At 45.2% G+C, this 14,510-nt stretch carries 16 protein-coding genes; all 16 read right to left on the bottom strand.

The features are described 5' to 3' along the window. Positions 1-26: 26 nt before the first annotated feature. The 16 genes from dnaG to RRU94_RS14245 all read right to left on the bottom strand — a co-directional run bounded on the left by dnaG (position 27) and on the right by RRU94_RS14245 (position 14,408). Positions 27-1,844: a DNA primase gene (dnaG, locus tag RRU94_RS14320; RefSeq protein ID WP_315695103.1), complete on the bottom strand. Its 1,818-nt coding sequence runs from the start codon at positions 1,842-1,844 to the stop codon at positions 27-29. Between the two features lie 238 nt (positions 1,845-2,082). After that, positions 2,083-2,895 (bottom strand): pyruvate, water dikinase regulatory protein, encoded by an 813-nt coding sequence (locus RRU94_RS14315; protein ID WP_251271057.1) that lies wholly within the window; start codon positions 2,893-2,895, stop codon positions 2,083-2,085. 20 nt (positions 2,896-2,915) lie between these two features. Continuing rightward, a complete protein-coding gene (locus RRU94_RS14310) occupies positions 2,916-3,551 on the bottom strand; it encodes a transcriptional regulator CcpN (protein WP_315695100.1) in 636 nt (211 codons plus the stop codon). Between the two features lie 91 nt (positions 3,552-3,642). After that, entirely contained in the window at positions 3,643-5,709 is a 2,067-nt protein-coding gene (gene glyS / locus RRU94_RS14305) for a glycine--tRNA ligase subunit beta (RefSeq protein WP_315695098.1), read from the bottom strand. Next, positions 5,702-6,592: a glycine--tRNA ligase subunit alpha gene (glyQ, locus tag RRU94_RS14300; RefSeq protein ID WP_242233427.1), complete on the bottom strand. Its 891-nt coding sequence runs from the start codon at positions 6,590-6,592 to the stop codon at positions 5,702-5,704. The genes glyS and glyQ overlap by 8 nt, the downstream gene beginning before the upstream one ends. Positions 6,593-6,940: 348 nt before the next feature. Then, complete coding sequence (gene recO / locus RRU94_RS14295) at positions 6,941-7,714, bottom strand: DNA repair protein RecO (protein ID WP_315695095.1); 774 nt, start codon at positions 7,712-7,714, stop codon at positions 6,941-6,943. A 23-nt stretch (positions 7,715-7,737) separates the two neighbouring features. Then, on the bottom strand, positions 7,738-8,646 hold the full coding sequence (gene era, locus RRU94_RS14290; RefSeq protein ID WP_315695092.1) for a GTPase Era: 909 nt from the start codon (positions 8,644-8,646) through the stop codon (positions 7,738-7,740). Next, positions 8,636-9,037 (bottom strand): cytidine deaminase, encoded by a 402-nt coding sequence (locus RRU94_RS14285; protein ID WP_242233424.1) that lies wholly within the window; start codon positions 9,035-9,037, stop codon positions 8,636-8,638. Before RRU94_RS14285 ends, era begins: the two co-directional genes overlap by 11 nt. A 14-nt stretch (positions 9,038-9,051) precedes the next feature. Then, positions 9,052-9,423, bottom strand: a complete 372-nt coding sequence (locus RRU94_RS14280; RefSeq protein ID WP_315695966.1) for a diacylglycerol kinase family protein — start codon at positions 9,421-9,423, stop codon at positions 9,052-9,054. After that, entirely contained in the window at positions 9,407-9,877 is a 471-nt protein-coding gene (gene ybeY / locus RRU94_RS14275) for an rRNA maturation RNase YbeY (RefSeq protein WP_315695089.1), read from the bottom strand. Before ybeY ends, RRU94_RS14280 begins: the two co-directional genes overlap by 17 nt. Then, entirely contained in the window at positions 9,861-10,850 is a 990-nt protein-coding gene (locus tag RRU94_RS14270; protein ID WP_315695087.1) for a PhoH family protein, read from the bottom strand. Before RRU94_RS14270 ends, ybeY begins: the two co-directional genes overlap by 17 nt. 25 nt (positions 10,851-10,875) lie before the next feature. Beyond that, complete coding sequence (locus tag RRU94_RS14265) at positions 10,876-12,003, bottom strand: sporulation protein YqfD (RefSeq protein ID WP_315695084.1); 1,128 nt, start codon at positions 12,001-12,003, stop codon at positions 10,876-10,878. After that, a complete protein-coding gene (locus RRU94_RS14260) occupies positions 11,996-12,262 on the bottom strand; it encodes a YabP/YqfC family sporulation protein (protein WP_251271064.1) in 267 nt (88 codons plus the stop codon). The genes RRU94_RS14265 and RRU94_RS14260 overlap by 8 nt, the downstream gene beginning before the upstream one ends. A gap of 51 nt (positions 12,263-12,313) precedes the next feature. Then, entirely contained in the window at positions 12,314-12,625 is a 312-nt protein-coding gene (locus tag RRU94_RS14255) for a hypothetical protein (RefSeq protein WP_315695081.1), read from the bottom strand. A gap of 67 nt (positions 12,626-12,692) precedes the next feature. Beyond that, positions 12,693-13,688, bottom strand: a complete 996-nt coding sequence (gene floA, locus RRU94_RS14250; protein ID WP_251271066.1) for a flotillin-like protein FloA — start codon at positions 13,686-13,688, stop codon at positions 12,693-12,695. Between the two features lie 15 nt (positions 13,689-13,703). Next, a complete protein-coding gene (locus RRU94_RS14245) occupies positions 13,704-14,408 on the bottom strand; it encodes an NfeD family protein (RefSeq protein ID WP_315695078.1) in 705 nt (234 codons plus the stop codon). Between the last annotated feature and the right edge of the window lie 102 nt (positions 14,409-14,510).

Below are 14,510 nucleotides of genomic sequence, written 5' to 3'. Positions count from 1 at the left end.
CCCTCCTTCCAACTTCCTGGACAATCTTAGCGGGCGAGTTGTTTTTCAAGCGAAATGATTTCATGCAAAATTCGGGCAGCTCCTACATAATCATGACGTTTTTCTGCCTCAATCCGCTCTCTTTTTTTCTCTTCGATTTCCAAACGGCAATGCTGTTTTTGAATTTCTTTTACATAATCGGAAAGCTCTTCCTCGCCAGGCTCGCCGCTGACAGTTGTTAAGCTGATGTCGACAGCGAGACGCCTGAGCTGGCTGTCCTGCAGTACAGACAAAAAAGACGCCATATCCGGTTCTGTTGTTTGTTCATAATATCCAAGCAAATACGTAAACAGTGCCTGGTGCTCATCTATGGAAAACGAATCTCCTTGAAGCATCATCCGGATTCGTTCTGCGAGCTCAGGATTGGCCAGCATATGAGCCAGCAGTCTTCTTTCAGCTGTTTCATGACGCGGATACTGTCGGATCTTCCGTTCCCGCTGTGGAACATTTGCGGGAAGTTCCTCTTTTTGAGGCAGGGCCGGCCGCACCGGACGTTTTTTTAAGAATAATGCTTTTTCCTGTTCCTGCAGTGCCTGCAGAGACAGTGAAAATTCATCAGCCAGCCGGCGTAAGTAATGATCCCGCTCTACTGCTTTTTTTAATCCGGAGATTTCTGTCAGCACTTCTTCAATATAGCGGAACTTTTGTTCATCATCCCGCATATTTTTTCCGCGCTTTAAAAACTCCATTTTAAATGCCATCAGTGTAAGCGAAGAATCCTTTATATAAGCAGAAAAAGCATCTGTACCTTTTTGCCTGATAAATTCATCAGGATCAAGCTGCTCGGGAAGAATCGTGACTTTTACGCCGATATCGTGACTGTCAAGCATATTGGCCGCTTTATAAGCAGCATTTAAGCCAGCTTTGTCCCCGTCATAACAAATGACCGCTTGATCACAAATGCGCTTTAACTGCCTGATGTGCTCTTCCGTAAGAGCGGTACCCATAACGGCTACCGATTGATGAAAACCGGCTCTTACCGCTGCAATAACATCGGCAAAACCTTCAAAAAGAATAAATTGTTTTTGCTTTTTGATTGCTGTTCTTGCTGCATGAAAGTGGTACAAAAGGCTGCTCTTATGAAAAATGGGTGTCTCGGGTGAATTTAAATATTTTGGCTGCCCTTCTCCAAGGTCGCGGCCGGAAAATCCGGACACACGCCCCTTTTGATCATGAAGGGGAAACATAATCCTGCCGCGAAACCGATCAAAGTAACGGCCGGTTTCTTCGTTTTTAACCAGCAGGCCAGCCTGTTCCATTCGTTCAACAGAAAAACCGCGTTTTGTAAGAATGTTTAACGCAAATTCAGGCTGCGGCAGTGCCCAGCCGATTTGAAAGCGGTCAATGTCTTCGTCTGTAAATCCGCGCTTGCGCAAATAAAAAAGCGCCTCACTTCCTTCTTCTGTATTCAGAAGCAGGTGCCGGTAAAATTTCGCCATCAGTTCATGCGCTTCATACAGATCGGCATTCTCATCTGTTTTTGTCGTTTCTTCGCTTTCTGATGGGGAAATATCCAGTGTGATTCCTGCACGGTCAGCAAGTCTTGCCGCCGCTTCCTGAAACGGAATCTGGTCGATTTCCATTAAAAAGGTAAACGCGTTCCCTCCAGCGCCGCAGCCGAAACAATGATAAATTTGTTTCTCTGGCGATACTGAGAAAGACGGTGAGTTTTCACCATGAAATGGGCATAAACCGAAGTAATTCCGGCCCTGCTTTTTCAACTGAACATACTCCCCGATTACATCAGCGATCTCAACACCCTGTTTAATTTGCTGAATGGTTTCTTCAGGTATTCTTCTGGACAAATGACATCACCAGCTGTAAAATCGTATTTTGTTATTTATTCTACAAACGTGAGTAGAATCCTTCTTTTCGCACAAAAGTTCGTCGAAAAGAACTTCTTGCTGGGTAAAGACTGCCACCTGAAGGGTTACATAGATAGTTTATTCTTTTGAAGGCAGGTCTAAACCTTTTTGAACATTTTTATCACAATTTTTTATTATAGAACATTTCCATGAAAATGAAAAGTACATAATCGACTGATTATGTACTTTTTCGGCTTCGATAAAGGCTCATAATAATATTCGCTGTTTCTTCCACCGCTTTGTTGGTTACATCGATGACGTCGCAGCCAATTCTCGCCGTAATCTCCTCGAAATACGTTAATTCTTTTTTTATACGTTCTACATCCGCATAGCTGGCGCTGTCGTCCAGTCCTAAAGAAATCAGCCGCTCACGACGAATCGAATTCAGCTTTTCTGGACTGATCTTCAAGCCGATGCACTTTTCTTTTGGAATCGTGAATAATTCCTGCGGCGGGTCTACTTCCGGTACAATCGGTACATTTGCTACTTTTACCCGTTTATGGGCTAAAAATTGTGAAAGCGGTGTTTTGGATGTGCGCGATACACCGATTAAGATAATATCAGCTTTTAACAATCCGCGTGGATCACGTCCATCATCGTACTTTACCGCAAATTCAATCGCATCCACCTTTTTGAAATAATCCTCATCCAGGCGCCGTACAAGCCCCGGTTCGAATAATGGCTGCATAGTGTACATTGATTCAAGCTGGTCCATAAGCGGGCCGATTAAGTCAATGACCTCTATATTATTCACATCCGCAGATTTAATCATGTATGCACGAATATCCGGTTTTACAAGCGTGTATACAATAATCCCGCCATCTTCCCTGGCCAGGTTAATGACCTCATCAATATGGGATGGGTCCTCTACGTAAGGAAATCGTTTAATGACGGCGTGAGGGCCGCTGAACTGGCTTAAAGCTGCTTTTGTGACAAGTTCTGCTGTTTCACCGACGGAATCGGATACAATATAAATGATCGGATCAGTCATGCATGGTAGCCGCCTTTCTTTTAATGATCATCTGTCAGGGACACAAGAGCCCGGGTAATCGTTGTTTTGGTGACCCGGCCGGTTACTTCCTGCCCTTTGTCAGTTTTTTTCACAACAGGCACACAGTCGATTTGTTTCTCAAGCAGCGTTTTTGCCACATCCAGAAGCAAATCATCCCGCTTACAAACCGCAATATTAGGCATCCGCGTCATAATAATATTGACGGGAAGAGAGTTTAAATCCTGCTTACCGATACTGGCTCGAAGCAAATCTTTTCTTGATAGGACACCTGATAAGCAAAAAGATTCATCCACCACAAACAAGGTGCCGACGTCCTCAAGAAACATGGTAACGATCGCATCATAGACGGTTGACTGCTCCTTCACCACGATGGGCACCGCTTGGAAGTCGCGCACATACAGTTTCATTAAACTCTCTGTCATAAGCTGCGGACCGGACTTTCCTGTGTAAAAATAACCGACACGCGGACGCGCATCCAAGAACCCGGCCATTGTTAAAATAGCCAGGTCCGGACGCAGTGTAGCACGGGTCAGGTTAAGCTGGTCCGCTATACTTTCTCCTGTAATCGGACCGTTTTCTTTTACAATTTCAAGAATTTTTTCCTGCCGTTTATTTAGTTCCATCATCCTCACCATCCCGTCAATATAAATCCCGTTGTTTTATGTCATCTTCTTATTATAACTTATTTTTCCTGATTCAACAGCGGGCACCGCAGGATGGGCCGGTTTATTTTACAAGAACAGCCGGCACTTCTGCGAAGTCAAGAATAAAGCGGGCCAGATGCGTCATCATCGCTAAGCGGTTTTGTTTAAGTGCCTCGTCTTCTGCCATGACCATTGTGTGATCAAAATAATCTTTAATAGCCGGCTTTAAGGAAGCAAGAAGGCTGTAACGGGCTTTCGCTGATGCCGTCTGATTCCATTCACTTTGTAACGTCTCATATCCTTTATACAATGCTGCTTCCTGGTCGTTTTTAAACAATGATGGATTTACCGTGTGTTCACCGGCTGCTTTTCTTGAAATATTCACAATACGGCTCAGCGCTTCCATCGTTTCTTTGAAATCATCATCTTCTTTATGGGCCATTAACACCGCAGCTGTTTCTTCCATGTTCTTCAGCGTTCCTGCTTTTGTTAAAACAGCATCAATAATGTCATATCGAATGCCTTTTTCCTGAAGAATATGCTTTACACGAAGCGAGAAGAAAGAGCTGATTTCCTCTTGAAGCGTTTCGGCTGTTTTATCGCCCACATGGTCTGCAAGCACTTCTTTAATCGCAGCAGCAATCACGTCTTCAAGCGGTACATTCCAGTTCTGCTCCAGCATCGTCTGTACAATACCTGCTGCCTGACGGCGGAGGGCGTACGGATCTTGAGAGCCGGTCGGGATAATTCCAACTGCGAAGCAGGCCGTAATTGTATCAAGCTTATCTGCGATACTGACAAGGGCGCCTGTTTTCGTTGCTGGAACGGCATCATCTGCTGAACGCGGCATATAGTGCTCATTAACCGCCACAGCTACTTCTTCTTTTTCACCTTTTTGACGGGCATATTTTTCACCCATCACGCCTTGCAGCTCTGGAAATTCATACACCATTTGTGTGACAAGGTCAAACTTGCAAATTTCTGCTGCGCGGTCTGCCAACGCTTTTACTTCGTCTGTTGCATCGATTAACTGGGCGAGACTTGCTGTAATACGGCGAATTCGGGACACTTTTTCTGACAGTGTGCCAATTTTTTCGTGATACACAATTCTTTCCAGCTTTTGAAGAGAATCTGCAATCGGTGTTTTCTGATCTTCTTTGTAAAAGAAGTCGGCATCTGCTAAACGGGCACGCAATACTTTCTCGTTGCCGCGTGCGACTTTCTCAATCGCATGAGTATTGCCGTTGCGGACGGTAATAAAATGAGGCAGCAGCGTACCGTCTGCATCTTTAACCGGGAAGTAACGCTGGTGCTCTTTCATAGACGTAATCAGCACTTCTTCCGGCAGATCCAGAAACGCTTCATTGAATGAACCGGAAAGCGCCGTAGGATATTCGACGAGGTTATTCACTTCCTCTAAAAGCGATTCATCTACAGGAATGGACCAGTTATTTTGATTTTCCAGCTCTTTTAATTGGGCCAGGATCATGCTGCGGCGTTCATCAGGATCTGCAACGACAAATTCGCCTTTTAACGTATCCACATATGCTGCTGGCTCTGAAATAAGGGCTGACGTGCCCAGGAACCGGTGCCCCGCCGTTTGATTTCCGGCTTCAACATTTGCTACCTTGAATGAAATGACGTTCTGTCCAAACAGGGCTGCTACCCATTTAATCGGACGCACGTAGCGAATGTCATTGGAGCCCCACCGCATGTTTTTGCCGAATGTTAAAGAAAGCACAACATCTTCAAGTCCTGAAAGAAGCGCGGCTGTTTCCTGTCCTTTGACGAACTTTTTAACATGCGCGTATTCAACACCCTTTATTTCTTTAAAGTAAATATCATCTGCTGTCATACCCTGGCCTTTTGCAAAGCCGATAGCCGCTTTTGACCATTCGCCATCTTCTGTCTGCGCAATTTTTTTAGCCGGGCCTTTCGCTTCTTCATTAATATCTTCCTGTGCTTCCGAGACATTTTTCACAAGGACAGCAAGACGTCTTGGCGTCGAGTATGTTTGAACATCTCCAAAGCTGATGTTTAGCTCTGTTAAAAAAGCGGCTGTTTTATCGCCCAGCTGCTTCATGGACTGCGTTACAAAACGGGCCGGCATTTCCTCCAGGCCGATTTCCAATAAAAGATCTTTACTCATGAGCCGCGTCCCCTTTCCGGTTTAAAATCGGGAAGCCTAATTTTTCCCGCTCTTCATAAAATGTTTTTGCTACTTGACGGGCAAGATTCCGCATCCGTCCAATGTAAGCTGTCCGTTCCGTAACCGAAATGGCTCCCCGGGCATCAAGTACGTTAAAAACGTGCGAACATTTCAACACATAATCGTATGCCGGATGAACAAGTCCCTCGTCCATTTGGCGTTTCGCTTCTTTTTCGTATACGCTGAACAAGTTAAAGAGCATATCTGGATCAGACGTTTCAAATGTATATTTTGAATGCTCAAATTCCGGCTGGTAAAAAATGTCGTGCACGGTAAATCCGTTTGTCCATTCCAGTTCAAAAACATTTTCTTTGTCTTGAATATAAGAAGCCAGACGTTCAATACCATACGTAATTTCAACGGACACCGGCTTGCACTCAAGTCCTCCAACCTGCTGGAAATACGTAAATTGAGTGATTTCCATTCCATCAAGCCATACTTCCCAGCCAAGGCCAGCGCAGCCAAGCGACGGGTTTTCCCAGTTATCTTCTACAAAACGGATATCATGTTCAAGCGGATCAATACCAAGCGCTTTTAATGAATCCAAATACAATTCCTGAATATTGTCTGGAGACGGCTTCATAATAACTTGAAACTGATGGTGCTGATACAAACGGTTTGGATTGTCTCCATAACGGCCATCTGCCGGACGGCGGGACGGCTCCACATAAGCTACATTCCACGGCTCTGGCCCAATAGCCCGCAAAAATGTATAAGGGCTCATCGTACCTGCTCCTTTTTCCACATCGTACGCCTGCATTAAAATGCAGCCTTGATCTGACCAATGCTTCTGGAGCGTTAAAATCATCTCTTGAATATTCACTTTACTTCCTCCTTTTTATTAATAAAGCGCAGGACGTCTCTCGACCTGATCGTATCGAAAGCTGGAAAATCATTTAAAGAAAAAAGTTATTTTAACAACAAAAAGCCCGTCCCTATGTAGCACAAAATTGTGTACATAGGGACGGGCTTTTGCCCGCGGTTCCACCCTATTTGCCAAATGGCCGCTTTCTTTAAAACGTGCTCCAGAGTGCCTCTTCAGCCTGTTTCTTTACCTGGCTCGCACCGCCCCAGGCTCGCTTGAAAAGAAAAATCACGCTTACTTGTTTCCTTCACTGCACTTGATTATTTGCTTTTGTCTATTAAACGGTAATGCATAACGATCTTTTTGTCAATCATCCGCCTCATCTTTTTTAAAGACATTTTCAAACCGTTCCATTTGTTCCAAGAACCGGCGCGATTTTAAAAACAAGCCGGCATACTCGTCATAATACATGGAAATAGCCGATCGCAGCTCTTTTTTCGTTGATTCCTTCACATCAATAGAGCCAAGGCGGTCCAGGTCGAAAAAGTAAAAAAGCCTCAGCAGGCGGATCGCGGCTGGGGTAAGCGGAAGATAGTAAGGATCTTTGTCAAAACAGCGGTGGCAGATTAAGCCGTTTTCCCGAATAGAGAAGCCAAAACGCCCTTCTGTTTTACCGCATACGGCACAGGAAGAAAGCTCAGGCCGGAGCCCGACGTGAGCCAGCATTTTCATTTCGAAAATATTGGTCACAATAGCCGGGTCCATCCCTTCGTTGATGTACACCAGACTTTTACGAACGAGCTCAAACAGCGGTGCGCCCCCTTCACCATCCTCGGTCGTTCGGTCAGTCATCTCAACAATGTAGGCCGCATAAGCTGTTTTTAGCAAGTCTTCCCGAATATGGCGCATGGAATCAAGCGTTTCTCCCTGCTGCATGGTGCCAAGCCCGCGGCCGCCCTGCACAAGAAAATGTCCATGTGTAAACGGCTGGGTAACACCGGAAAGCCGGCTGTTTGTTTTTTTGGCCCCCCGCGCCACTGCCCCTCTTTTTCCTTTTTCACGTGTCAGCATGGTGACAATTTTATTCGTTTCTCCATAATCATTGGTCCGGAGCACGATGCCTTCCCACTTTTCAAGCATGCTGCCCACTCCTTCTCAAGCCCTTAATATTCGTCTTCTTTAAAACCGAAGTCACGTAAGTTTGCTGCTTTGTTGCGCCAGTCTTTTTGTACTTTTACCCAGAGCTCTAAAAATACTTTTGAACCGAGCAAGTACTCAATATCCCGGCGTGAACGCTTGCCGATTTCTTTTAAAAGCGCTCCTTGCTTGCCGATGACAATTCCTTTTTGTGAATCCCGTTCCACAATAATGGTCGCCATCACGTCGATCATATCTTTGCCATCACGCTTGGAAATTTTATCAATCACAACCGCAATCGAGTGCGGCACTTCTTCACGAGTTAAATGCAGCACTTTTTCACGAATTAATTCTGAAACAATAAAGCGCTCAGGGTGATCGGTTACTTGATCAGCCGGATAGTACTGCGGGCCTTCCGGCAGCATTTTCTCCACTTGCTCAAGCAAACGGTCTACATTATTTCCTTCAAGCGCTGAAATCGGCACAATCTCAGCAAATGGAAGAAATTCTTTGTATTGTACGATTAATTCCATCAATTTGTCCGGATGAATACGATCAATTTTATTAATGACAAGAAAAATAGGTGTTTTCACGTCTTTCAGCTTGTCGATAATAAATTCATCGCCTCCGCCAAATCCTTCTTCTGCGTTGATCATAAAAAGAATAAGATCGACTTCCTTTAACGTATTGACAGCGGTTTTCATCATAAAATCCCCAAGCTTATGCTTCGGCTTATGAATCCCCGGCGTATCGATAAACACCATTTGGGCGTTCTCTGTTGTTAAAACGCCCTGCACTTTGTTACGGGTTGTCTGAGGCTTGTCGCTCATAATGGCGATTTTCTGGCCGATTACCCGATTTAAAAAAGTTGACTTACCGACATTCGGGCGGCCGATAATAGAAATAAATCCTGATTTGTGTGTGTTATTCTCCATTTAAATCCTCCGGTGAAAAAGCGCCCGGCAAAAGCTCTGCTACGGTCAGTGTCTGCACGTCGCCTTTCAAATTTGTTAAAATAACCGGCATGTCTGGCGGGCAAAGCTCCGCGATTACCTGCCGGCACGCTCCGCACGGCGGCACAGGCCGGTTCGTGTCTGCTACAACAGCAATGGCTGCATACTCGCTTGCGCCTTCAGACCAAGCTTTAAAAATAGCGGTACGTTCAGCGCAGTTCACAACGCCATATGCGGCATTTTCAATATTGCATCCGCCAAATATCTGCCCATCTTTTGTCAGCAGTGCAGCGCCTACTTTAAAGTTCGAGTAAGGAACGTACGCTCGTTCACGCGCCTGCTTTGCCGCTTCCATAAGCTGTTGTTGATTCATGTTCATTCACCTCATTAAAGTTTCGGAATAAATAAAAGGCAGCCAATGATCACCGCTGCAATAGCAAAAAGCAGAACGGCTCCCGCTGCCAGGTCTTTCGCCATTTTTGCGAGCGGCCTGTATTCTTCCGTGACAAGATCCACTGTTTTTTCAATCGCTGTATTCACCATTTCAAGTGACATAACACCTGCTATCGTTAAAAGCATTACACACCATTCCGTTCGGGTAAGCTCAAAAATAAAACCGGCTGCAGATATCAATATACCTGCAGCAATATGCACGCGCATATTCGGTTCAGACAAAGCGAGCTTCAGCCCATTTCCAGCGAAGCGGAAAGAAGAAAAAAGTCTTTTTATGTGAAAAGACCGTTTATCTTTCAAGTCCATACGCATCCAAAATATCTTTTTGGCGGCTGATCATCTCTTTTTCGTCTTGTTCATTCATATGGTCATACCCAAGAAGATGCAAAAACCCGTGGACCGTTAAAAAGCCAAGCTCCCGTTCAAAGGAGTGGCCGTATTCTTCCGCCTGCTCCTTTGCCCGGTCAATGGAAATAATGATATCGCCTAATATACGGGGCATATCTGTTCCAGTGATCGTCACTTCATCTTCGCCCATTTCTTCAAGAGCAAATGAAATCACGTCAGTCGGGGCATCCTTGTCCCGATAATCCCGGTTAATTTCCTGAATCCGCTCGTTCGTTACAAACGTGACAGAAACTTCACTGCCGTCTGGCACAGCTTCTTTCTCAGCTGCCAGCTGAAGCAGTTCTTCAGCAAGCTTTTCTACTCCTTCTTCAAGCTTGTTCGTTTCGTCCAAAAAATCAACGACGAGTGCCATGCTGGCCATCTCCTTTTTCCGCTTTTTCATATGCTGTAATGACTTTTGCCACAAGTGGATGACGCACAACATCCGTCCCTGTTAAATGAATAAACGAAATGCCAGAAGTGTTTCCAAGCACCTGTTCTGCTGACACAAGACCTGAAGCAGCGCCTTTTGGCAGGTCAATTTGTGTGCGGTCACCTGTGATAACCATTTTAGAGCCGAAACCGAGACGCGTTAAAAACATCTTCATTTGTGCATTCGTTGTATTTTGCGCTTCATCTAAAATAACAAAAGCATCATCAAGCGTACGGCCCCGCATATAAGCAAGCGGCGCCACTTCGATCGTTCCCCGTTCAATCATACGCTCGGTATGTTCTGCACCAAGAACATCATGAAGCGCATCATATAACGGACGCAGGTACGGATCGACTTTTTCCTTTAAGTCTCCTGGCAGAAAGCCAAGGCTTTCGCCTGCCTCAACGGCCGGGCGTGTTAAAATAATTCGTTTCACCTGGCTGTTTTTCAATGCACGCACAGCCATTACAACGGCAAGGTATGTTTTACCGGTTCCAGCGGGCCCGATGCCAAAAACAATGTCCCTGCTGCGAATGGCTTCGATGTAATCCCGCTGGCCCAGCGTTTTAATGCGAATAGACTTTCCTTTCGCATTCTTTGTGATTTCTTCTTCATACAGTTCATCTAAATATTCAATTGTGCCATTTTTAGCCATTTGAACAGCATTAATGACATCGCGTTCACTTATATTGATTTGCTTGCGAATGACAGCAAGCAGCTGCTCCACCACTATCCGTGCTTTTTCAACGTTTTCCGCAGTTCCAGATAAATGAACCGCTTCTCCCCGTGTTACCATTGATACGTGGAATTCTTCTTCCATGATCGTTAAATGACGATCAGAAACGCCGAATAATAGGACGGCTTCGTTTTGGTCGCCGAGAGCGACGGCTGCTGACTTCAATTCTTCCTGCATTCAATCATTCTCCTTAGCTGACACGTTAGTTAATTGCAATATTTTCAAGTACTTGGAAGTGTATAATCACCTTTACTTTACCACTTTCAGACCGCTTCTGTAAAACGTTTTCGCCTACCACTTCTGCTTCTTTAGGAAGTTTAGCCATCAATGTCGCTTTCGCTGCCTGAACGGCTCTTTCTTCTTGTTCCGCTTCCGTTTCCACTGTTCCAGCCGGCTTTAATGCATACTCTGTTTCAGTCCGCACAGAAAAAGGAAGCTGATAAGAAAAAAAGTGAAAAGAATAGCGGTTTTCCTCCCTCTGAACAGACCCTTTCAAAGACGAGGGCTTCCATAAGGCATACTCTTTTTCGCCAATTGAAAAGAAGATATGTTTTCTATTTTCCCCATTTCTCGTTTTTAATGCGCCGCCTCCAAGCGTAACGGTTGCTTTATACCATGTTTCTGCCGTAACGGTCCCGGAAGCCGGCTTTTTTTTCGTCCCCTTAATCAGCCGGTCTCCTGCTTCTACAAAATCACCGCGCTGCACTTCCGACACACCGTACTTAATAAACATATCCTGAATAACACCCGATTTTACAGCCCTTACATGCCGTGTTTTAGCCGTATCGCGCGGAGGCGGATGTTCCGAGGAAACATCCACTACATACACGACTCCTTTTTTTTGAATTAAAAAACGCACTACACCGGGTATATCCTGCACGGCACGCCTGGATATCGCTTCGGTATCTACATCGTTCAGGCGAATCGCTCCTTCACGGATTCCTTCTTTTTTCAAAAAAGCCCGAACGTCTCTTTCCAGTTCGTCATTCGCCCCCTGTATATCGATTCGAATAATCATCGCAGACAGCAAAACCATCACTAGAAAAAAGCAAAGGCTGGCAATGAGAAATGGCGCATAGCGGATGACACGCTTTTTCAAAAAAGGAAGGCCAGTCCGTTCCTTGAACCGAACGGTGCCTGAAAAGCGTCTTGCTTCCTGCCGAAGCTTGCTTATGTCTTTAAGGCACAGGGTGAATTGAACTTCATTTTGGCGGCTGTACTGAATGTTTTTTAAGGTGACGCCGCGCTGGTGCAGTCTGCCAGGAAATAAAGGGGCCTCTTCTCCTCTGACCAGCACGGTTACAGCGCCTTTTACAAAAAAGTCAGCCAAATCGTTTTTCCTTTAAGCAAACGCTTGTCATGGTTCCTTCAATGACCACTTCAGAGGGCATGAGTTCCAGGACCTCAAGTGATTTCCCCTGTATTTCAAGCACAGCATCCGACAGCTGGATGCGCACAGTCCGGTCAGTAAATTGCTCAAGCTTTTCGGCATTGTAAACCGCTACTTTATTCATGCCAATGACCACTACTCTCGGAATGCGGCCGATAGCATCTTCCGGCAGTCCGGCCATTTTCCCCATCCATTTCATTAAAAGCGCCCCTTTCTTTTTCATATATCTATGAAAAAAAAGGGGCACTCATCACTTTTTACGCTTCGACTTTGGCGGACCAAGAACTTCAGACAAGATAATCCCTTTTATCATGTCTTCTCCCGTCCATGTATCAATGACCGAGATCGGCTCTTGTTTTTTTGTTCGATGTTTTGGAGCGGGGCGGGGTGTTCTTTCTTCTGCTTTGCCTTCTTTTTGTACGCGTGGCTGCTCTTTTTCTTCAATAGGCATCATTTTCTTGCCTTGTTCCTCAAGCGAGGCCGCTGTATCTTTTATTTTTCTTTCTACTTTTTGTTTATTGCGTTTAGGCGTTTCCTGCTTTTCTTTTTTATTAAAAAGCATTGAGATCAAACCGGCAATAACGGCAATAATAAGTGCTTCTATTGCGATGACCCCCTTTTACATTGGATTAATCCTGATTATGATCTTTTTTCTTTTCTCCAAGACCGCTGATTGCATCACGCATATCTGTGTCCGCAGAAAGATTTTGGATATTTAAATAGTCCATCACGCCAATATTACCGGCACGCAATGCTTCTCCCATCGCACGGGGTACATCTGCCTCTGCTTCTACAACTTTTGCCCGCATTTCTTCTACGCGCGCTTTCATTTCCTGCTCTTTCGCTACCGCCATTGCACGGCGTTCTTCTGCTTTTGCCTGAGCAATATTTTTATCGGCTTCTGCCTGTTCTGTCTGCAGTTCGGCACCGATATTTTTGCCGATATCCACATCTGCGATATCAATAGACAAAATTTCAAATGCAGTGCCGGAATCCAGCCCTTTATTTAACACCGTCTGTGAAATCATATCCGGGTTTTCCAGCACTTTTTTATGATGATCGCTTGAACCAATGGTCGAAACGATCCCTTCACCTACACGGGCCACAATGGTTTCTTCCCCGGCTCCCCCGACAAGGCGGTCAATATTGGCCCGAACTGTAATACGCGCTTTTGCTTTTACTTCGATTCCATTCATGGCAACCCCAGCAATAAAAGGTGTTTCAATCACTTTCGGATTAACACTCATTTGAACAGCTTCCAGTACGTCACGGCCAGCGAGGTCAATCGCAGCCGCCCGTTCAAACGTCAGGTCGATATTGGCACGATGAGCGGCAATCAGCGCATTTACCACACGGTCAACGTTGCCCCCGGCTAAATAATGGCTCTCAAGCTGATTAATGGTTAAGCCAAGGCCCGCTTTGGATGCTTTAATAAGCGGATTCACAACACGGCTTGGTATAACCCGGCGCAGCCGCATACCAACCAATGTAAAGATACTAATTTTCACACCGGCTGCCAGGGCAGAAATCCAAAGCGCGACCGGCACAAGTGTTAATAAAATACTGAGTAAAATAATGACTCCAATCACAACAGCAATTAAAAGAACGGTATTTCCTACAACCATACGATCCTTCCTCCTTTAAGACTCCATTTCTCTGACAACAACCCGGACACCTTCTGTTTTCACGACGGCTACCTCTACCCCGGCGGGAATGAAAACGCCTTCTGCCACCGCATCAATGCGCTCTCCGTCAATCACAACCGTCCCTGATGGACGCAGAGGTGTTTTCGTTTTACCTGTTTTCCCGATTAAGTCTGTGCGCGTCACATTCGATACATAGCCGTGTTCAGTATCCGTCGAATCACTTAAAATAAACTTTTTAAAAAATTTCATTTCTTTTCCCAACACCTTTACCATCAAAATCAGTACTGCAGTTGCTACTAAAAAGGCGATCAATAGGGAAACGGCCATCCATAGCATGCTTGCACCGGCAAAAAGCACTCCTGCGGCAAAGAGGAGAAAGCCTAAAAAACCGATAACCCCGCCTGGTAAAATGACTTCGGCCAGAATAAAAAGAACACCAACAATGATAAGCAGCACGGTTGATATCCCGGCATCACCTGACATCATATGGCCTGCTATAAAGATGATTAATGCAAGGGTGGCAGCCATCCCGGGCAGTCCGAAGCCTGGTGTAAACAATTCCAAAATAAAGCCTGCCAGCATAACGGATAACAAAATCATGACCGTAATAGGGTGTGTAGCAAACTCAATAAACCGGTCACTCCAGTTAAAGGCCGTTAAAACTGGAAAACCTGCAAGCAGCCCTGTCCAGTTTCTCATGTCACTTGATTTCACCGCCTTTCTGTAGGTTGTTTCTTATTTATACGGAATAAACAGGAAAAAAGTTTCATAAAATAAAATAAAAAAACTGCCGCCCAATTA

The organism is Domibacillus sp. DTU_2020_1001157_1_SI_ALB_TIR_016 (assembly GCF_032341995.1).
GTDB classification, from domain to species: domain Bacteria; phylum Bacillota; class Bacilli; order Bacillales; family Domibacillaceae; genus Domibacillus; species Domibacillus indicus_A.
This window is presented reverse-complemented; position numbering and strand designations above follow the sequence as displayed.